The organism is Acinetobacter sp. NPDC052428 (assembly GCF_044547685.1).
Lineage (GTDB): Bacteria > Pseudomonadota > Gammaproteobacteria > Pseudomonadales > Moraxellaceae > Acinetobacter > Acinetobacter lwoffii_G.
The window spans coordinates 1-20,027 of sequence record NZ_JBIUAT010000039.1; the positions used below are offsets into that span (position 1 = coordinate 1).

22 protein-coding genes and 1 pseudogene are annotated in these 20,027 nt (G+C 40.8%); 12 read left to right on the forward strand and 11 right to left on the reverse strand.

Features of this window, described 5'->3' with window-relative positions; translation table 11 throughout:
• Nucleotides 1-102 precede the first annotated feature (102 nt).
• A complete protein-coding gene (locus ACIG3F_RS14400) occupies nucleotides 103-354 on the reverse strand; it encodes a hypothetical protein (protein ID WP_396470386.1) in 252 nt (83 codons plus the stop codon).
• Between the two features lie 379 nt (nucleotides 355-733).
• Between ACIG3F_RS14400 and ACIG3F_RS14405 the strand changes: the two genes are divergently transcribed.
• The gene (locus tag ACIG3F_RS14405; protein ID WP_213687222.1) at nucleotides 734-1,900 is read left to right on the forward strand and encodes an MFS transporter; all 1,167 of its coding nucleotides are present in this window, start codon (nucleotides 734-736) and stop codon (nucleotides 1,898-1,900) included.
• Between the two features lie 16 nt (nucleotides 1,901-1,916).
• Here the strand turns inward: ACIG3F_RS14405 and ACIG3F_RS14410 are convergent, their stop codons facing one another.
• A complete protein-coding gene (locus ACIG3F_RS14410; RefSeq protein WP_396470388.1) occupies nucleotides 1,917-3,407 on the reverse strand; it encodes an amidase in 1,491 nt (496 codons plus the stop codon).
• 46 nt (nucleotides 3,408-3,453) lie between these two features.
• Nucleotides 3,454-4,884, reverse strand: coding sequence for a diguanylate cyclase (locus ACIG3F_RS14415; RefSeq protein ID WP_396470389.1), 1,431 nt, complete (start codon nucleotides 4,882-4,884; stop codon nucleotides 3,454-3,456).
• A 314-nt stretch (nucleotides 4,885-5,198) separates the two neighbouring features.
• Between ACIG3F_RS14415 and ACIG3F_RS14420 the strand changes: the two genes are divergently transcribed.
• Nucleotides 5,199-5,642 carry a hypothetical protein gene (locus tag ACIG3F_RS14420; RefSeq protein ID WP_005100815.1) on the forward strand — a complete coding sequence of 148 codons (444 nt, stop codon included), beginning with the start codon at nucleotides 5,199-5,201 and terminating at the stop codon, nucleotides 5,640-5,642.
• Nucleotides 5,643-5,696: 54 nt separating this feature from the next.
• On the opposite strand, the gene accC is transcribed toward ACIG3F_RS14420, so the two are convergent.
• From accC to aroQ, 3 genes are read right to left on the reverse strand one after another with little or no spacing between them, the layout of a single operon-like run.
• Nucleotides 5,697-7,061, reverse strand: a complete 1,365-nt coding sequence (gene accC, locus ACIG3F_RS14425) for an acetyl-CoA carboxylase biotin carboxylase subunit (protein ID WP_004646808.1) — start codon at nucleotides 7,059-7,061, stop codon at nucleotides 5,697-5,699.
• Between the two features lie 18 nt (nucleotides 7,062-7,079).
• A complete protein-coding gene (accB, locus tag ACIG3F_RS14430) occupies nucleotides 7,080-7,496 on the reverse strand; it encodes an acetyl-CoA carboxylase biotin carboxyl carrier protein (RefSeq protein WP_313564618.1) in 417 nt (138 codons plus the stop codon).
• Between the two features lie 16 nt (nucleotides 7,497-7,512).
• Nucleotides 7,513-7,968: a type II 3-dehydroquinate dehydratase gene (gene aroQ, locus ACIG3F_RS14435; protein WP_396470391.1), complete on the reverse strand. Its 456-nt coding sequence runs from the start codon at nucleotides 7,966-7,968 to the stop codon at nucleotides 7,513-7,515.
• A gap of 988 nt (nucleotides 7,969-8,956) precedes the next feature.
• Between aroQ and ybaK the strand changes: the two genes are divergently transcribed.
• The 3 genes from ybaK to ACIG3F_RS14450 all read left to right on the forward strand — a co-directional run bounded on the left by ybaK (nucleotide 8,957) and on the right by ACIG3F_RS14450 (nucleotide 11,420).
• Nucleotides 8,957-9,424, forward strand: a complete 468-nt coding sequence (gene ybaK / locus ACIG3F_RS14440) for a Cys-tRNA(Pro) deacylase (RefSeq protein ID WP_396470392.1) — start codon at nucleotides 8,957-8,959, stop codon at nucleotides 9,422-9,424.
• 190 nt (nucleotides 9,425-9,614) lie between these two features.
• Complete coding sequence (locus ACIG3F_RS14445) at nucleotides 9,615-10,868, forward strand: YncE family protein (RefSeq protein WP_396470394.1); 1,254 nt, start codon at nucleotides 9,615-9,617, stop codon at nucleotides 10,866-10,868.
• 69 nt (nucleotides 10,869-10,937) lie between these two features.
• The gene (locus ACIG3F_RS14450) at nucleotides 10,938-11,420 is read left to right on the forward strand and encodes a hypothetical protein (RefSeq protein ID WP_253147117.1); all 483 of its coding nucleotides are present in this window, start codon (nucleotides 10,938-10,940) and stop codon (nucleotides 11,418-11,420) included.
• Nucleotides 11,421-11,532: 112 nt separating this feature from the next.
• Here ACIG3F_RS14450 and ACIG3F_RS14455 read toward each other — a convergent pair whose 3' ends face one another.
• From ACIG3F_RS14455 to tusD, 4 genes are read right to left on the reverse strand one after another with little or no spacing between them, the layout of a single operon-like run.
• On the reverse strand, nucleotides 11,533-11,844 hold the full coding sequence (locus tag ACIG3F_RS14455; protein WP_004280207.1) for a TusE/DsrC/DsvC family sulfur relay protein: 312 nt from the start codon (nucleotides 11,842-11,844) through the stop codon (nucleotides 11,533-11,535).
• Nucleotides 11,845-11,858: 14 nt separating this feature from the next.
• A complete protein-coding gene (locus ACIG3F_RS14460; RefSeq protein ID WP_004646886.1) occupies nucleotides 11,859-12,143 on the reverse strand; it encodes a DsrH/TusB family sulfur metabolism protein in 285 nt (94 codons plus the stop codon).
• A gap of 17 nt (nucleotides 12,144-12,160) precedes the next feature.
• On the reverse strand, nucleotides 12,161-12,511 hold the full coding sequence (locus ACIG3F_RS14465) for a hypothetical protein (protein ID WP_004280210.1): 351 nt from the start codon (nucleotides 12,509-12,511) through the stop codon (nucleotides 12,161-12,163).
• 44 nt (nucleotides 12,512-12,555) lie between these two features.
• Nucleotides 12,556-12,924, reverse strand: coding sequence for a sulfurtransferase complex subunit TusD (gene tusD, locus ACIG3F_RS14470; protein WP_004280211.1), 369 nt, complete (start codon nucleotides 12,922-12,924; stop codon nucleotides 12,556-12,558).
• 70 nt (nucleotides 12,925-12,994) lie between these two features.
• Here tusD and ACIG3F_RS14475 point away from each other — a divergent pair, with 70 nt between their 5' ends.
• The 7 genes from ACIG3F_RS14475 to ACIG3F_RS14505 all read left to right on the forward strand — a co-directional run bounded on the left by ACIG3F_RS14475 (nucleotide 12,995) and on the right by ACIG3F_RS14505 (nucleotide 19,689).
• Nucleotides 12,995-14,005 carry an NAD-dependent epimerase/dehydratase family protein gene (locus tag ACIG3F_RS14475; protein WP_396470396.1) on the forward strand — a complete coding sequence of 337 codons (1,011 nt, stop codon included), beginning with the start codon at nucleotides 12,995-12,997 and terminating at the stop codon, nucleotides 14,003-14,005.
• A gap of 137 nt (nucleotides 14,006-14,142) precedes the next feature.
• Nucleotides 14,143-15,537: a class II fumarate hydratase gene (gene fumC, locus ACIG3F_RS14480; protein WP_253101338.1), complete on the forward strand. Its 1,395-nt coding sequence runs from the start codon at nucleotides 14,143-14,145 to the stop codon at nucleotides 15,535-15,537.
• 126 nt (nucleotides 15,538-15,663) lie between these two features.
• Entirely contained in the window at nucleotides 15,664-16,155 is a 492-nt protein-coding gene (locus ACIG3F_RS14485) for a hypothetical protein (protein WP_253101335.1), read from the forward strand.
• Nucleotides 16,156-16,586: 431 nt separating this feature from the next.
• Entirely contained in the window at nucleotides 16,587-17,189 is a 603-nt protein-coding gene (locus ACIG3F_RS14490) for a nitroreductase family protein (protein ID WP_180087325.1), read from the forward strand.
• Between the two features lie 129 nt (nucleotides 17,190-17,318).
• Entirely contained in the window at nucleotides 17,319-17,681 is a 363-nt protein-coding gene (locus tag ACIG3F_RS14495) for a hypothetical protein (RefSeq protein WP_071851342.1), read from the forward strand.
• On the forward strand, nucleotides 17,682-18,050 hold the full coding sequence (locus ACIG3F_RS14500) for a hypothetical protein (protein ID WP_180087326.1): 369 nt from the start codon (nucleotides 17,682-17,684) through the stop codon (nucleotides 18,048-18,050). It begins immediately after the preceding gene.
• Between the two features lie 877 nt (nucleotides 18,051-18,927).
• On the forward strand, nucleotides 18,928-19,689 hold the full coding sequence (locus ACIG3F_RS14505; RefSeq protein ID WP_396470397.1) for an alpha/beta fold hydrolase: 762 nt from the start codon (nucleotides 18,928-18,930) through the stop codon (nucleotides 19,687-19,689).
• Between the two features lie 25 nt (nucleotides 19,690-19,714).
• Here the strand turns inward: ACIG3F_RS14505 and ACIG3F_RS14510 are convergent.
• Nucleotides 19,715-19,852 (reverse strand): annotated as a pseudogene (locus ACIG3F_RS14510) (ISNCY family transposase); the annotation flags it as partial.
• Between the last annotated feature and the right edge of the window lie 175 nt (nucleotides 19,853-20,027).

The window sequence follows — 20,027 nt, forward strand, 5'->3', positions numbered from 1 at the left end:
AGCCCAAGTAGAAGGATAATCTTTTTCAGATTCAATCAATAATTGAACCGCTCTTTCTCTGATTTCAGGGGTATATTTTAATTTTGTCATCGGGATAGTCTCTCAGAATATTGACTCTCCGACAAACCCGGTACGGTTCAATAGCTCAATGATATCTGCGATTTTTTCAGATATGGTTGCTTCATCAGGATAAAGACTTTCACTTAAATGATGATCTATATTGGGATGAATATTATCTTTTGAAGAGTTAGATGCTATAGGGGAAGCGTTAGCATATGCAGCACTATAAATACTTATTGCCATTAGAGGGAGGAAGACTAGACCTGAGTATAGAGGTCTTATAAAGTTAGGCATTGATTTTCTCCTTGCTATAAAGCTAGAGTTCGTTTTAATTTTTTAGCCTATGATCTGAAAATTCTTTGGACATACTTTAGCCATAAAATAATTGTAATGTCTGTGTAATTATTGATCTTCAGATTTAAAGTTCATCCAACTCCTTCCTAAAAACGTTTCCGCCCTTTATCGTGTGCTCAATATAGAAGCCGATTTATGTTCTTACTTTGATTTAACTCAGCAAAGGGTTTTTTGCTTTAGTAAAATTTATTCATAAACTTATGTAAATTTATTTTTAGACTAATACGAGATGCTCGTAGCAAAATCAAGAGTTGTCGAATACAGTGCTATAGAAATTGATTGAGTTTAACATTTTGAAAATATTAGGATATATAAATCAATGCCAGTTCTAGCAATCCAGCATAGACTCAGTGGATTTTACTTTTTTTACTATGCGATTGTCGGGGCGTTCATGCCTTTTTGGAGTCTGTATCTTGAAGATCAAGGCTTCAATTATCAGGAAATCGGCATTTTATCTTCTATTGCGATTGTTACCCGATTCTTTGCGCCGTTGATCTGGGGGTGGATTGCAGACAAATCCGGTAAACGCATGCTGCTGGTGCGTATTGCCACCTGGATGGAAGCCTGTATCTGGTTCATGATTTTTATCATTCCCAATAGCTTTCAATCTGTAGCTTTATTGATGCTGATTTTCAGTTTCTTTCAGAATGCTATTCTGGCTCAGTTTGAAGGCGTGACTTTATTCTGGCTCGGGGAAAAAAGAGCAGAACTCTATGGTAAAGTACGAAAATGGGGATCAGTCGGCTTTATTATCGGTGTATTCTGCTTGGGCGCCGTCTTTGAAATTATTAGCATCAGTATGTTACCCGTCTTGTTGCTGTGTATTTCATTTCTGGCCTTTCTCTGGTCATTTACCATTAAAGAGCCCACGACAGCACCTACCGCACAGAAACAGCTCGAACCCTTATGGCCAATATTCAAACGCCCAGTGGTGTATAGCTTTTTCCTGATTGAATTGATTCTGCTATTTTCACACGCGCCATTTTATAGTTTTTATAGCAATTATCTCAGTCAGGCGGGATTTAGCACCAGTCAGATCGGGCTGCTCTGGTCAGTCGGGGTCATTGCGGAAATAATCATGTTTGCCTATGCGACGTTCTTTCTGACACGGTGGTCATGGCGTCATCTGGTCACGCTATGCTTGTTAATGACAGGATTAAGATGGTTCATCGTCGGAGTCTTTCCTGCTTCATTTATGGCACAGTTTTTTGCTCAAACGATTCATGCTTTAAGTTTCGGTTTATTTCATATGATTGCAATGCGGGTGATATTCCAGAACTTCTCTGCAGGGCAGCAAGGACGTGGACAAGCGCTCTATAGCACCATGTGGGGCATTGGCGTGGCAAGTGGCAGTATTCTGGCTGGGCATTATTGGGATCAAGTCGGCGGCACATCTATCTTTATCGCTGCTGCAGCATCGACCTTGCTTGGCTTGTTACTGATTTTCGGATTGCCGAATAAAGTCGAACTGCAAAAACAGGCTTGAAAATATCATCTCAACATTAAATACGGATCTTGGAATATTGCCCAAACCACGGTTGAGCTTGTTCCAATTGAGCTGCCAATTGTAGCAGGAGATCTTCACGGGCAAACGGCGCAATAAACTGTGAACCGAGCGGCAGGTTTTGTTCATTCCAGTACAGCGGTACAGACATCGCCGGGAGTCCGGTAATATTGGCCAACTGGGTAAAAGGCACCCATTTCAGATTTTCTTTCACAATCTGGTCGACCAGTTTACCTTGCGCCAGTAAATGCGCTTTATTCAGTTTCAATAAAGCTTTAAGAATCGGTTTCTGCCAGTTTGGTGTTTTGACCTCACCATTTTTTGGCGCCACTGTCGCCGTGGCAGGAGTCAGATACAGATCATAATCATCAAAGAAATGATTCATCTGGGTTACATATTGACCCCAGTTATTCAGGTTCTGGATATAATCAATCGCGCTGGTTTTGGCCCCAAAAGCTGCCAGTGCTAAAGAGTCCAATTCAAAATCATTTGTTTTAGACGGATAGCCTTTCTGGATTTCATCCAGCATAAATGAAAATTGGCTAAACCAGGTGGTAATAAAATCCTTGGCCAGTTGCATTCCATCAATGGCTGGGCGGTCTTCGACCACCTCATGGCCCAAAGATTCTAGCAATTTGGCTGTTTTTTCAATGGCTTTAATGGCATCCTGGGAAACAGGTGTGCCAATCGTAGAATAAGTGCTAAACGCAATTTTCAGTTTTTTTGGCGGTTGCTGAATCACATCCAGATAATGATGCTGAGGACGTTGAATCTTAAACAGTGAACTGTGATCTTCACCATGAGTGGCGTCTAGCATCGCCGCACTGTCACGTACCGTTTTGGTCAGTACATGCTGAATCGCGGCGCCATGCATGGCTTCGCTCATTTGTGGTCCCCAAGGCGTGCGGCCACGACTCGGTTTCAGGCCAAACAGGCCGCAATAGGAAGCGGGGATACGTATCGAGCCGCCACCATCACCAGCACCCGCAATTGGTACAATTCCGGCAGCCACGGCAGAGGCTGATCCACCTGATGAGCCGCCACTATTATGCTGTAAATTCCACGGATTTTTACAGCTGCCCCAGGCATCAGGTTCAGTAATACCTTTAATCCCAAATTCAGGGGTATTGGTACGTCCAAAAGTCACAATCCCGGCTTTTTCCCAGCGATTGACAATCTCGGCATTGGTCTCGGCGATATAACCAATCCGTTTTAAGCCCTGACAACCATAAGAAGTTGGATAACCGGCATATTCCTGAAACAGGTCTTTAACCAGAAAAGGCACACCGGCAAAAGGTCCGGACAGATTTTGCTGGCTCCGTTTCAATGCATGCTCATGCATCGGAATAATAATTGCATTCAGCTCGGGATTGGCAATTGAGCTACGCTCTAGTGCAGCAGATAAAAGTTCACTTGAATGTACTTGTTTATTGGCGACCAGATCAGCCAGTCCTAAACCGTCATATTGCAGATATTCTTCAAATTTCATTGCCATTCCCTAGTGTTGCTGCTTCAAGGTTGTAGATCATTTAGGCTCAAGATGCAAGCGCCACCTGATTTCGCCCACGATGTTTGGCCTGATACAAGGCTTGGTCTGCAATATTAATCAGGTTTTGCAGATCTTGGGAGTTGGGTTCATTTTGATGGGTGATGCCCACACTCACGGTAATATACAGGGACGAGCCATCTGATTGATGCATCGGGGTTTTTTCCACTAGATCACGAATCCGTTCTGCAATAAGACGTGCTTCTGATGGTTCGGTATTCCAGAGTAGCAGTACAAATTCTTCTCCACCAATCCGTGCAAACAGATCTTGTGCACGCAAATTGTTACGTACAATCTGCGCAAAGTGTTGCAAGACTTTATCACCGACATTATGGCCAAAATGATCGTTCAGGCGTTTGAAATAATCAATATCCAGCATGATCACTGAAAATTCCATCGTCTTGGCATATTGCAGTAAATATTCACCTTTTTGAAAGAAAAAATGACGATTCATGGTGCGGGTCAGACTGTCGTGATTGGCCAGATACAAGACCCGTTTAAACAGCTCATTGCGGTTTTGGCTGATAATACACAGGATGAGCGGAGATAAGGCCAGCATAAACAGCCCGATCCGGAGTGAAATATAAATCGTAGAATCTGCCAGGATGGTGTGATTGGTGGCGTAAAACTGCGTCAGGCTGTAATAGGTCAGGATAATCACAAAAGCGTTGATCATGGTCATAGTAAACAGACGATAGGTCAATGCAGCCCAGATCAGTGCAGCCAGAGGGTAGAGCATTGCGCCCGGGCCTGCAAAAATATTGGTAATGATGAGACAGGCCACGACTGAAGATGCAGGTAAAAAATAGCTGAAGTAATTACGTTTTTGACGACGGTTTTTAAATAAGTATTGCATGTCTTTTATTCTTGGGAATGCCAAGATTAAAGGGAGAAACACAATATAATTCACCATTTCACCGGTCCACCACAGACCAAAATCAATCCATAAATTTTCTTTGGTCATGAATGAATTGGGTAGATTGGGCAAGGTGAGAACTGCAAAAGCCGCACTGGCCAGACAGCCGGCAAAAGCGAAGATGCCAAATAAATGAACGAAGGTATAACCGGTATTATAGTATTTGTAATTAATCTTGAAATATCGAATAAAAAATATCGAGACAATAGTGCTGATCAGATTAGACAGGGTAAGAAACAGGCTTTGTAATAGGCTGTTTCCGGTGACCAGATCTGCAAACATAAAAGCACTGAATGCACCGAGCCAACCTCCCAGATTATTTAAATGTGGAAAGCGTAAGAACAGGGCTAACAAGGCAGCATTGGCCGGCCACAATAAGGCCAGGTACTCAATCGGTCTGGTTGCGATCCCAATAAAACAACAGACTAAAACAGCGAAAACAATGACAAAATAAGCATAGGTTTCATGATTTAATTGTTGTTCTGTTATTCGAGCTAATTGCAAATTTAAAATCCTATTCAAATTTTTAAGTGTGAATGATCACTTTGTTCAGCAACTAAGTTTGACCCAAAATATAATTTTATTGTTTGATTAATCTGTTATTAATACGAACTATTAAGATTCTTATATACGAAATATATACAAAAAAAGTCAGAAAGGAAATCCATCTTTTTAAACAATGTGATAAATAATTTCTGACTCTGTATTGAAATTGCGTTAGAGCGGGACACGATCCCAAAAAATATGATAATTTAGAATCAATTGTTAACAAGATGCCGGTAAATATGAAAAAAATATGTCTTAGCCTTATCTTACTCATGAGCTCACCTTGGCTAATGGCGACAGAAAATAAAAAACCAGCAAATGCTCCTGCTAAAGCTGCTGAAATCCCAAATACATTTACTGTGAAAACCCGTCCGGAAATTGTCGGATTGTGGGGAATGGAAATCCCGAATAATAAAAAATGTATCGAATATTATAATTTTAAAGGCAATAATAATGTGGTGATTAAAAGTGGCGACGAGTGGACGTCAGGGCTGTATGACTATCAGCCGGCACAGGATCCTTCGCAGCAGATTCCAGCGCTGATTCTGCAAGTAAAATACGACAATAATGAAAAAGACTGTTCAGGCAATCAAGTGGATCAGTCTGGTGAAATTTCGCAGTATTTTGTCAAATGGCAAAACCCTTATACCATTAACTTCTGTGCCAATGAAAAAGCCGAGCAATGTTTTGCCGTGCTCAGACGCGTATTGCCTTAAATTGCAAACAATAAAAAACCGCTGAATGACAGCGGTTTTTTTATGAGCTTTGATTTAAGCTTTGTCTTCAGCACCTTCAAGCTGCTTTAACAAATGTTTTTCCAGATAATGAATATCCATTGCCTGTTTGCAGAAGTTTTTATCCTGAAGGATTAAATCTTTATGCAAAGGAATATTGGTTTTAACGCCAGTCAAAATCATTTCTTCCAAAGCATTTCTCATTCGAGAAATAGAAGTTTCACGATCCTTACCATGCGAAATCAGTTTGGCAATCATCGAATCATAATACGGTGGAATGCTGTAGCCTGGATAAACATGCGAATCTAAACGGATACCTGCGCCGCCTGGTGCATAGAAGTTGTCAATCTTGCCTGGTGAAGGCAGGAAGGTCGATGGATCTTCTGCGTTAATACGGCACTCAATCGCATGTCCTAAAACCTTGACGTCTTCTTGCTGAATATCGAGACCTAAGCCGCCAGCAATACGCAATTGCTGTTCGATAATATCGATCCCCGTGACCATTTCAGTCACCGGATGCTCAACCTGAACACGCGTATTCATTTCAATGAAGAAGAACTCATCATCTTCAAACAGGAATTCGAATGTACCTGCACCACGATATTGCATCAATTTACAGGCATTGACACAGGCTTCTAGAATATCAGCACGTGCTTGCTCTGGTAAGTTTGGCGCAGGCGCTTCCTCCAGTACTTTTTGATGGCGACGCTGTAGTGAACAGTCACGATCATACAGATGAATCGCATGGCCATTACCATCAGCGAGTACTTGCACTTCGACGTGACGTGGCTTTTGCAGGAAACGTTCCATATAGACCGTATCATCACCAAACCACATTTCCGCATCACGCTGTGCAGCCTGAACAGATTCCAGCAGGGTATCGACATTTTCTACGATACGCATACCACGACCACCACCGCCAGAAGCAGCTTTTACAATCAGTGGAAAACCGATCTCTTTCGCTTCAGCCATCGCATTGTGAATCGTTACAGCATGGTCGCAGCCTGGTACTGTTGGTACACCAGCTTTTTTCATGGCAATAATGGCAGAAACCTTGTTCCCCATTAAACGAATATGTTCCGGACGTGGACCAATAAAGATAAAACCAGAATTTTCTACGATTTCTGCAAACTCTGCATTTTCAGCGAGGAATCCATAACCAGGATGGATGGCATCTGCGCCGGTAATTTCAGCAGCTGTAATAATCGCAGGAATATTCAGGTAGCTGTCACTGCTCGCACCAGGGCCGATACATACTGCTTCATCACAGAAACGTAAATGCATCAGGTCCTTGTCTGCGTCAGAATAGACACCTACAGTTTTGATCCCTAAAGTTCTGCAAGCACGGGTGATGCGTAACGCAATTTCACCACGGTTTGCAATTAAAACTTTTTGCAACATTATAAATCCCCGGGGTGATTAAGCGCGGTAGCGGAAAAGTGGTTGACCGAATTGAATCACTTCACCATTTTTCACCAGAATTTCTTCAATCACACCGCTTTGAGTTGCTTCAATCGGGTTCATGATTTTCATTGCTTCGATAATACCCAGCGTATCACCAGCAGAAACGGTTTGACCGACTTTAACAAAAGTTGCTTCGCCTGGACTTGGTGCAGCATAGAACACACCCACCATTGGAGAGGTTTCAACTGCACCGCGAGGAGATTTCGCCGCAGGTACTTCAGCTGCAGGTGCAGGCATCGCAGGAACAGCTGCTGCAACCACTGGATTACGACGAGTTAATGCAATCGATTGATCGCCTTCTTTAACTTCGATCGCCTGTAAGTCAGATTCAATCATCAAGTCGATGAGTTTCTTGATTTTACGGATATCCATGAGACAGTATTCCTAATTAAGATTGTGTAGAAGATTGTATTTTTGCAATGACATAGTCGAGGGCAGCAGCATAGCCTTTTGCACCTAGACCACAGATCACGCCGATTGCTTTATCGGACAAGTACGAATGATGTCGGAATGCCTCACGTGCATGCACATTAGACAGATGGACTTCAATGAAAGGAATTGCGACGCCAAGAAGGGCATCGCGAACCGCAACAGAGGTATGGGTCAATGCTGCCGGATTAATAATGATATATTGAACGCCGTCTTGCTGGGCTTGATGAATGCGGTCAACGATGGCACCTTCCCAGTTGCTTTGGAAGGTATCAAGTTGTAATGTAGCTTGTTGAGCCTGAGCAATCAGCTGCTGATTAATATCGTCAAGACTAAGGTGACCATAAACTTCTGGTTCGCGCTTTCCAAGCAAGTTTAAATTCGGTCCATGAATAACCAAAATGGTCGAACTCATCCAGCATGCTCCAATTAAAAAGTATCGGGTTTTGTTTGCAAGATGTCTGCAAACTCTGCTTATTATTGCATGATTTTCTACATTGCGATTTATAATTTCTTTGAATTGACGTAGAAAGCATATGGCAAACAGTGGCGCTATAATGAAAACTTTGCAAGGATTTGGCAATGTTAAAAAATTACAATTCACCGGGAATCTGGAGTTTTTTTATTGTAAACCCAATTGGCAAAAACAGTTAATATCCTTTGTGTAACTGTGTCTTCATGTTAACGCTAAAGCCTTTGTTTTGGTTATATTTTCATACTTTCACCTTGAGCAAGGAGGGAGCTGACCTGAATCTCCGCTTTAAATTGCCTTATGTATTGACTACGAAAAGTTTAAAAAAGAAATTATAAATTTACCTTTGTTGATCTCGATGTGCCTTAGTAAGCTAGTGTTTTATTCTATTTAATTTTAAAAATATTAAACAAAATAGTGGGTTAATTATAATTTTCTATATTTTACTATACGTATTCTATTTGTAAGATTTAGCTAGTTCCTTATTTTTAAACCTTGAAGTTTTCACCACGGTTTGGATTTAATTTTCTTGAATACAGGCTTGTTCACGGTACTTCTAGTCTGATTCTGTATATCCAGATGGAGTGACGAATATGTTCATATTGAGAGAATATATAGACAGCATTAGATCGTTGCGAAATGTATATACAGTGGCAAAAATGCATACTTTCGCTGCTATTTTGAGCATGCATGTCTGTGCAGAAAAGCTCAAAACATCACGTCAAAGTGAATACATGACTTAAACACCAAGCGTTATGCTTTAAAAATGGCGCGTTTAAACTAAGCTTAGCTTCCAATCTTGGTTTTTTGCAGCTTTAAATCGATTCAGTAAGGCATATCCAGAAAAATTGTGCTTACTATGACGCCTGAAAATTAACATCTATCGCTAATCTTTATATAATTATGTAATTCGTCTCGCACAAGAATTTCTATGACACCTGCCTGTAAATTATTAAAAGCCCAAAAAATTGAATATAGCCTGCATGAGTATGAACATGATGCCAATGCCAAAAGTTTTGGCTTGGAGGCTGCTGAAAAACTCGGACTTTCTGTCGAGGAAGTCTTTAAGACTTTATTGGTCACTGATGAGAAGCAGTATTTTGTTGCGGTGTTGCCGGTGCATCATCAACTGAATTTAAAGAAAGTGGCCCATGCGGTGGGCTGTAAAAAATTACAAATGGCCGATCCGAAACATGCGGAGCGTCTGACCGGTTATCTGGTGGGTGGCATCAGTCAGATTGGCCAGAAGAAACGCTTAAAAACCGTGATTGACGCCAGTGCAGAACAGCTGGATAAAATCTATGTCAGTGGCGGTAAAAGAGGGTTGGATATCGGACTGAAACCGGCTGATCTTGCCAAAGTGCTCAATGCAACTTTTGTCGATGTGCTGGATACATAACAAGGCACGATGCTAATTTAAATTTATAGGATCTGAATCAGGAGATTAAAACCAGCTTCAGATTTTTTGGTCGGAAATAACAGAAAATCTTTTTATACGTTTGTATATTAGATGAGTTAAAACACAGCCTGACTGTGTATACAACAAGGAATGAAAACAAAAATATAAATTATTATGCGGAGCATAATGGATGAACATTCAAAATAAAAAATGGCCACGCTTCTGTCTGACATTATCTGCGATAGCTATGCTATCAGCATTACCTAGTGTACAGGCCGCCTCTCCACCTTCAACTGCACCGGCTAATTCACAGCAGGTTTTCTTTGTTGGAAATAACTGGGATGGCACGGTAACCGTAATTCGTCCATCGGGTGATTTTGGCAAAATTGGCGTGATTAACATGATCCCTGATCGTAAAGAGCGCCTGAAGGAAATTCACCTGAATCCAATCAAGCTGATTGCCTATACCTATATTCAGGCCACAGCTGGTGAGGGTAATGACCAGCTGGTCGATGACATGTACTCAACCCCAGATGGTCAATCAGTGGTTGCATCGCGCCCAAGTTTTGCCGATGTGGTGTCGATTAATATCAAAACCGGTAAGATTAACTGGCGGACACCGGTGGAAGGCTTCCGTGCCGACCATATGGCGGTTTCTCCAGATGGCCAGCGCGTTGCCGTATCGGCATCTTCAGGCAATGTTGTGCATGTGCTGGATATCCATACCGGTAAAGAATTAGGCCGTTTTAGCACGGGCGATAAACCGCATGAAAATATTTATTTTGATAGCGGCAACAAGATCCTGAACTCTGCTATCGGAAATGTCGAAACCTCGATGGATGCACAGTGGCAGGACTTTACCAAAGGAAAACGCTATATCACCATCGCCGATGCCAATACCCATAAAGTACTCAAGAAAATTGATTTCAGACCCGCACTGGATGCATTTGGCCGTAAGGATTTATCCAATTCAGTACGACCAATGGTGTTTAGTAAAGATGAAAGCAAACTGTATGCGCAGGTTTCATTTTTTAATGGCCTTATTGAATACGACCTGAATCAGAATAAGGTGACACGAATCGGACAGCTTCCGGGCAGCGACAGTATTCCGAAAGATCGGACAAAATGGGTCAATGATTCGCGTCATCATGGCCTATCAATCAGTGCTGATGGTGAAAAGCTCTGTGTCGCTGGTACCATGGATAACTACGCTACGATTGTAGATCGCAAGACGCTGACTGCCGGGAAACTGATTTCTGCAGGTAAACCTTATTGGGCAACACGAAGCCCGGATGGTCGTAGCTGTGTGATTTCAGAAAGTGAAACCGATGTGGTCACAGTGATTGATTTTGCCACAGGCAATAAAGTGCTGAGTGTGCCTGTAGGAAATCATCCACAACGCGTCCGGATTGGATATGCACCAGCAGACTGGGCAACGCCGTAGTCAATCGTCGATTAGCGAAAAAGACAGCTTTTTAATAAAGGCTGTCTTTGTTGAGCTGAGGACATAAAAATGAATGATAAAACAATTCTGTTCTATGTGATGATCGGATTGCTCTTGTTTGGGACCTTAGTTGGCATTGGCTATCAGGTACGACAAGAAATCTATCGGACGAATTTTACTGATCAGACCCATTCTGATTCGGTCCTGTCAGCTGAAAAATCGGCAAGTTATATCTCTGTCAACTCTCCTAAAAATAGTCAAACTATGAAGAAGGAACAGAACGATACGGTTGCAAAGCAAAGCGAATTATCAAAGCAACAAGAACAGTTATATCTCGATTTTACTCAGATCATTAACGCTTTAAGTGAGGGACAACGACCAGATCCTCAACAAGTCAGTTTATTGATCACTCAGCAGCAAAAGCTGGTAGAGGCTCAACTGGTGAGCAAGGCCGAAGCGAAAGCACAAATTGAGTTTCTGATTAAAGTTCTGCCTGAAATGGATCATGAATTGCATCGGGCATTGCGAGTATTAGAGCAAACCCAAATTTAACGAATTAGATCCAGCTGTATCTTCATTATTCTCGGTTTGAAAATTGCTCTCATAAAAAAGCCCAAAAAATGATTTGGGCCTTTAAATACACACTTTAGAAAGCTAAGTATCTTTATAAACAATTTGCAGGCTTGGGTACACCAGCCAAACGGCTTAAGTGACGGGCCACCAGACCAGTATTAAACTTTTCTTGAAGCATGGCATTATTGATATCGGCACTGACAGTTTTCATTAAAAATTTAATCAGTGGTCGTGTTGCTGGTGAATGACCAAACTGCTGATAGAACTGACGTACCGCTTGCAGAATTTCAAAATGCCAAGGAGTTAAGCTCAGTTCCAGACTATCGGCCAGCACTTGAGCGACTTCTTCATTCCAGATGGTATAGTCAACCAGATGGCCATCTTGATCCAATTCTAAATTCATATCTAACTCATTTATTATTTCATTGAAATGCAGCGATTAAACTCGAGGCAAAGATCTGCAAAATCCGCATAATTCAAAAGCTTTATCTGATCAGGCAAAGGCTGTACTAATAACTCCGCATCATTTTTCAGTATGTGAATTTTCGGCAAGCTTTGAAGAAATGAATGCTCTAGCAGCAAAACCGCTTCACCCATCAGCACGACCTGATCACCCATTGTATAAGTTTGAGCCAGTTGCTCTAGGATCTGCGCTGTTGCCGAATAGCTGGATTGGATCAGATAAAGTGTGTGATTTGACATTTTTATATCCTTGTTCCTTACCAATACATCACATGATCAAAGCTTTGAATAAATTCAGAATTAAGCTCAATAAATTCGATTTCTTGTTCGCTCTGTGCCACAAATGAGGAATGCTGGTTTTTTTTCTCAATCAGAATCGGAGTGAGATCATAAAACTCGAAACTGTCGACCATATTTGATGCCAGTTTGAATGCATGATGCACCTGGTCAAATTGCAGGTCTGAATGCAGCAAACTGAGGGCAGCACTTTGTAGCAGGACTTTAACTTCTGCGCCAAAAGTTGCCAGGACCATCGTAGCCGATAGGCTTTCATGCACCTGCAGACTGGTCAGATTGGCTTGGGTTAATATAACAAGTACAGATTTCACACAAGATTCCTTGGAAAAGCAACACATTCTAAAAAATGAAACATCTAGAATTGAATGAGACGTTGTGAGGACTGAACAGCATCGGCAAGTTCACCTAAACCGACCAATTCAAAGGCATCTGCCAGATTATGCTGCTGAATATTGTGACGTCGAGCATTGTCCAGATCTGTAATTCCACGTGCCAATGCTGCACTTACACAGACCGGGAGGCGAATCTGTAGCGCTTGCCATGCATGTGTAAGATGACGTTGATCGTCGGGTACCCATTGCAGTGCATTTGCGACCGATACGCCGTCCTGATAGAAGAATACACGGAATGCTTCCTGTTTATCTTGCAAGGCCTGAGCCAAACCCAGGGCATGCCAGGCATAAATGGAAGTCGGTGCGGAGGTAACAAGAATTAAGGTGCTCATCGAAATTCACTACAGGCTTGATCAATAGCAACAGATTGATCTTAGCTTCATCAGAAAGTAGGTAGTATAAATGATTTTAGTGACGGGTGGATTAGGCTTTTTAGGCTCACATATTGCTTTAAGTCTGTTAGCACAAGGACTAGAGGTCATTGTGGTCGATAATTTGGCCAATGCTAACTTACAGACTCTGGAGCGCCTCGAATTTATTTCTGGTATGTATGTACCTTTTATCAAAATTGATATTCGCAATACGCCAGCATTGAACAAAGTCTTTGAGCAGCATTCGATTCAGGCTGTGGTACATACCGCAAGTTTTAAGTCACTGGAAGAATCAGTATTAAAACCACTTGAATATTATAATGATAATGTCAGCTGTATTATGAGTCTCATGCGTGCCATGCAACGTACCGGAGTGCGTCATCTGGTACATTTATCCAGTCTGGCGGTATATGGACAATCTGGCACAGATTTAAGCGAAGATCTGCCTTTTAACTATATCTATCCGAATCCCTATATCAAATCGCAACAGATGGTTGAGGAAATTATTCGCGATACTGCCAAAACTGACAATGAATGGCGGATTGCAATCCTACGTCTTTCCAATATCGCAGGTGCCTTTGAACACGGTGTACTGGGCGAAGCAGTGCCACCTTTGCCAAAAAATATTTTGCCTTTGGCGATGCAGGTCGCTGCACAGCAACGTGAATATCTGGAATTACGCCGTCAGGCCCATACTGCGGATGGCACAGTAGAACGCAGTTTTCTGCATGTCGCAGACTGTTGTGATGCCGTGATCAATTCCTTGCAATGGCTGTCACAACAGCAGGAATTAAAATGTGAAGCCTTTAATATTGCTGGTGAATTGATTTCCATACAGGATTTGCTAGATCAACTGGCTGAAGTGACTCAATCTGCAATCAAAACCATGGATGCTTTACCATATCCCCATGCGGAAATGGATCAATTGGGGGCGAACATTGAAAAGGCGCGAAATATTCTACATTGGCAACCTCAGCGATCACTCAGAAAGATGCTTGAGGATGAATGGTTGTTTTATCAGAATATGCTCAGAGGGCAGTAATTAAAAGTATTTAGCTATATTTGATAATAATTATCATTTACATGATTGCTGTGATCGATTACTTTAAATCAATAGATTAAATCATTCATATTGAAATTCCTAAGATTAGTAACAGGCAAGAAGAATTGAGGTTGAACATGCAAACACGTATTGAACATGACACGATGGGAGAAGTGACTGTACCGAGCGAGGCTTTATGGGGCGCTCAGACTCAGCGTAGCTTGCAAAATTTCAAAATTGGAAATGAGCGTTTGCCACGGCCAATGATTCGTGCCATGGGACTCGTCAAAAAAGCTGCGGCCTTAACCAATGCCGAGCTGAACCAGATTTCCCAAGAACTGTCACGCTACATTGTAGATGCGGCAGATGAAGTCATCAGCGGGAAATGGGACAGTCAATTTCCACTGGTGGTCTGGCAAACCGGTTCAGGTACGCAAAGCAATATGAACTGTAATGAGGTGATTGCCAATATTGCCAACCAGAAACTGGGCAATCATTTAGGAGCACAAAAACCGGTTCATCCGAATGATCATGTCAATCGTGCCCAATCTACCAATGATTCATTTCCGACGGCGATTCATGTGGCTGCGAGCTTGCAGATCAATGAACTGTTAATTCCGGCAGTCACACGCTTGCGCAATACTTTATATGCCAAATCTCAGGATTTTGCCGATATTGTAAAAATTGGCCGGACACACCTACAAGATGCTACGCCTTTAACCTTGGGGCAGGAATTCAGCGGTTATGTCTCTCAACTTGATCATGGACTTCTTCGTCTAGAACAGGCCTTAGTTGGCTTATATGAATTGCCATTAGGCGGTACAGCGGTTGGTACCGGTCTAAATGCTCATCCTGATTATGCTGTTCAGTCTGCTAAAGTTCTGGGACAGTCAACTGGATTGCCATTTGTGACTGCGCCAAACAAATTTGAAGCGTTGGCAGGCCGTGATGCTGCGGTATTCGCGTCTGGTGCATTAAAGACTTTAGCGGTTAGTCTGAATAAGATTGCCAATGATATTCGTTGGCTGGCCAGCGGGCCACGTTGTGGTTTTGGTGAATTGCGTATACCTGAAAATGAACCGGGTTCTAGCATCATGCCGGGTAAGGTGAACCCGACGCAAAGTGAAGCGATGACCATGGTCGTGGCGCAAGTTCTCGGCAATGACACCACCATTAACGTGGCAGGTGCATCAGGGAATTTTGAGCTGAATGTGTTTATGCCGGTCATTGCCTATAACCTGCTGCAATCCATCCAGCTTTTAGGCGATGCGTGTAACAGTTTTAATGATCATTGCGCCGTAGGCATTGAGCCGAATCATGAGAAAATTGAACATTTCCTGCATGATTCTTTAATGCTGGTCACAGCATTGAATCCGGTGATTGGTTATGAGAATGCAGCCAAGGTTGCCAAAACAGCCTATAAGGAAGGAAAAACCTTAAAACAGGTGGCTGTTGAACTGGGTTTAGTCACTGCTGAACAGTTTGATGAAGTAGTGCGTCCTGAACAGATGGTCTCACCGAATGCCAAATAAGGGCTGCAGCGCTTTTATTTTCAATCTTTCCGCCTGTTTTATCATGGAATAGTCAGCAGTGGTTTTTATCTCAGGTAGAGTTGCGTACAATAGTGCTAGATGAGATTAACCACTGATGATTGTTTTATGCTTGATATTTATTTAACAGATGTTCAAAGAAAGGTGCAATTCAAGGATTATCCAGGTGAGCATCCTGTTAAATTTATTTTGAATTTCAAAAAGATTTTCCCGAGTGTGATGGAACTTCTTTTACCTGTACTCCCGGATAATGAAAATCTGGAAGAAATGTCTTGGGAATCGACCAGCGAAGATTTTGAGACCTTCCAGATGTTCTTAACCGGATGGGGTATTATCGAACTGCGTTTGAAAGCGATTACCCAGTTTAAAGATAAAGCATTTGCGGATCGTCTGGTTAAACAAGCCCAACAGAAACGCAAAGACTATCAAAAGCAGCAGACTAAACTGACTACAGTTGAACTGGATTATCTGTTTATGCATGAGATGCATGCTCTGATTGATGCAGAGCTGGTTGAGCTCGGTGAGAAATTCTATTTACCGATTTTACGTGAGCTGTGGAAGACTAAAGTATCTGCTCAGGTGTTAAACGCGAAGTTTTAAACTGGGTTTTTAGCTTTTATTTATAAAATTAATTCTCCAATTTTGGGGGGATTAATTTTATCTGCAATATGAGATTTATTTCATGATGTGCTATCTCTTAGAATAGCCTAAGCAATATTGAGTGTAGTCATTGAACGTCTTTTTCTTAAAATTTTGCTCAGTAATAGCGCATGTTGAACCATCGTTTAGCGTCGGGCTCTCTCATAGGGCAGTAGTTTTAACGATTGTTCAAAAAATAGATGAAAATGATCATTTTTAGCTAAAAAATATATAAAAATATCAATTAAATAGCCTAGTAATTCAGTCTATTATTTTTTAAGGTATATAGGCTTTATCTTAAGATAAGGTAAAAGCCACATTGATTAGCTATCCTTCACAAAAATAGCTGAAGGTTCAAATTTTCCCGAAGATATATCCCAGGATTTTCAAAAATGTCGAATCAGTTTTTAGATTTAATTACTAAACGCCGTACTATTTATGCCATTGCTAAGAATGTTGAACAATCTCCTGAACGTCTAACTGATTTGATTCAGACTGCAATTAAGCAGAGCCCATCTTCTTTCAATTCTCAGTCTTCACGCGCCGTCATTTTATTCAATTCAGAACATGAAAAGTTTTGGGGCTTCGTCGCAGATAAATTAAAAAGCTATGCCAAAGATGAAGAAAGCGCTGCAAAAACCACAGCAAAAATGGCAAGTTTTGCTGCGGGGGTAGGCACTGTTTTATTTTTTGAAGATCACACAGTTGTAGAAGGCTTACAGGAACAATTCCCATCTTATGCTGATAACTTCCCAATCTGGGCAGAGCATTCGACTGCGATCGCACAATTTGCAACATGGACAGCATTGCACACAGAAGGGCTGGGCGCATCATTGCAGCACTACAATCCGATCGTGGATGAGCAAGTTCATGCGGAATGGGACATTCCATCGAACTGGAAGTTGCGTGCACAGTTGGTATTTGGTTCGATAGAAGGCGAGCCACGTGCCAAAGATTATCTCGCGGATGAAGAGCGCTTTAAAGTCTTCCAATAAGTTGAGATCCATATCTGCGCTTAACACGGTTTAAGGGCAGATATTTTTTAGATCTCGATGAAATCCCAATCAGCTTCATTAAAATTAAGTTAAAATAGCGCGCTAATGAAAATTGATGAGTAAGACCGAATGTCGAAAAACACGCAAAACCTATCACCTTTACAAGAACTGATCGCAGAGCAAAAGCTACTTTGTGAAGAAGTAGGCTCGGCTTATGTTGAAGTCACGGGTGATGATGTTGTTGCGGTGGCCGTACATACCTTAAAGCAGGATCCGATTGTTGGCATCCGTAAAAAGCCTGAAACGGCTGAAAATATCAGCTGGTACATTTATGGTGGAGAACCTTCAAGTGAAGAGGCTTTCGAAACCATGACAGTACGTGAATTACAGGACATCGCACCAGAAGTTTTACCGTATCTGGCTCTGGAAACAGGTTTTCGTTTCATGATTGATGCCGATGATTATGAAGATGTCTGGAAAGAAGAAATTTAAATGCTAAAAAAATCATCTTTCATTTGTGCTGGATTATTATTAGGACTGAATAGCATGGTCTTCGCAGAGCCGCTTTCACAAAGTGCCTATGACGAGTTTATTTCAGCTCAGACTAAAATCGTGAATGAAACCAAGCATATTTTAGATGAAGATGATCAAAAGGTAGATGCCCAAACTCAACGTCAGGCTTTCTGCAAACGACTGAAAGCCTATCAGGATATTCAAAAGGTGTCCGAAGAAAACAGCAGTCTGGATATGGCGCCCACGATGGTCATGGTCGCCAAAAGTTTTCTTAAGAGGCAGGATCAAAGTTTGACTCAATCTGGAATGACCACAAGCGTATTTTGTAAAAATAGGAATGTAGAATAAATTATAAAATACTTTTCTATCTTGAAAGTTTTTCGCAGTGGAATAAAAATTAAGTAGGTAAGTCTATTTCACAACCAGATTTTATAGATATTAAAACCTGAAAGACCATTTCCTGAATATCATGTAATAAAAAATCTGTTAAGTTAATTTAAATTTATTTTGATGTGAATATCTAATATCTCGGGTATATATCCACTGTTTTTAATACATTGATAAGAATAAATGAATAATCGTAGTTTTGTAATTTCTTGAACAGGACGATTTAAGTAGGATAGCGTGATTGTACGCTGATATTTAAGCTAATAACTTGAATATCTTAAGATGCTAAAAATAGCCTAAGCAACACATAAGTTTAACAACTTTCTCAAGAAAGGGAGAAGGGGGAATTGATAATACTGATATTTACTGCCTGTAACTCATTTGGTCTTAAAACGTATTATTTTTAAACAGAATTAAGTCGATTAATAAGCTACTTATGAATGGTCGATCTTTAATAAATTATGAGCAGTAAATATTAAGGCAGATTATTTAAATTACCTCAGTCTATTTGGATAATCACAGCGAGTTAATTTAAGAAACACTCCGACCTAAAAGTGCTTTACATGTTATTAAATCCCAGTTTTAAGGTTTTCATTAATTTTATTTGGTCTGCATCACAATTTAACCATCTTCGTTCATATTTATAGCCAGATATCCATCCAGATCTTAAATCGTAATTTTAAAAACTTATGAATCGATTAAGTTTTTTTAGCCTAAGCAAAATATACTTCTATAAAATAGCCTAAGCAAAATTTTTTATTTAAAAATTTTACAATTGATTAATTCCCAATATAAACCCACTATTAACAGTTAAATACAGAAATCACGGAATTCTCAAATGATCCTAAATTATCAACTCCAACACCACGAAACGTCAGTGCTATCTCCAATGGTCTTTATTCATGGTTTATTCGGTAGTTTAAGTAATTTAGGAGTACTAGCTCGATATTTTTCTGAGCAAAGAACCGTGCTTCAAATTGATGTACGCAATCATGGTCTTTCTGCTCATAGCTCAGACTTAAATTATCAACTTATGGCTGAAGATGTCCTAGAAACTTTATCGAGTTTAAATATTCAAAAGTTCGTAGTAGTAGGGCATTCTATGGGAGGAAAAATTGCCATGAAATTGGCTGATTTAGCCCGCGTACAAACTGAAAAGTTGATCGTCCTGGATATCACACCGATCCAATATCATGAAAGTCATCATACTGAAATTTTTAAAGCTTTATTCGCAGTACAGCAAGCAAATGTTGCTTCACGACTTGAGGCAGCAAAAATTATGCGTGAATACATTCATGAAGAAATGGTAATTCAGTTTTTATTAAAATCCTTTAATAAAGAACAATGGCTCTTTAATGTTCAGGCTTTATTTGATCATTATTCAGATATTATGGATTGGGAAAACCTCGAAAAAATGAATCAGCCAGCTTTATTCCTGCGTGGTGGAAATTCTTTTTATATTTCAAAACCGGAACACTTCGCAGCAATTGATGAGCAATTTTCTCAAGCAAAAATTGAAATGATCGAAAATACAGGACATTGGCTGCATGGCGAAAAACCAGAAGAAGTGATCCAGCACATAAAAACCTTTTTGAATTAAGCTGATATGAACGTTTCAAGCGTTACTTCTCATGCACCAATGTAGGACCAAAGCTAAGCAAATGTTCAGAAATAATGGCAAGGTATTCTGATTTTAATAGATCGTCATGGCGACAATGACCCTGTTGACCACAGCTGGCATGCATCAGACCTGAAGTACCATCTCGGATGTTGATGCGCATCATAAACCAGACATTTTTACTTTGGAGAAACCGGACATTTCTATTTTGGAGTTACAAGATTGTGTTATTCACCAATTAAAATGTCTATGCGATAAACCATTTAAAATGTCCTGTTTTTAACCACAAGAGTCAAGCACAGGATTTAACTTTCTTTGTT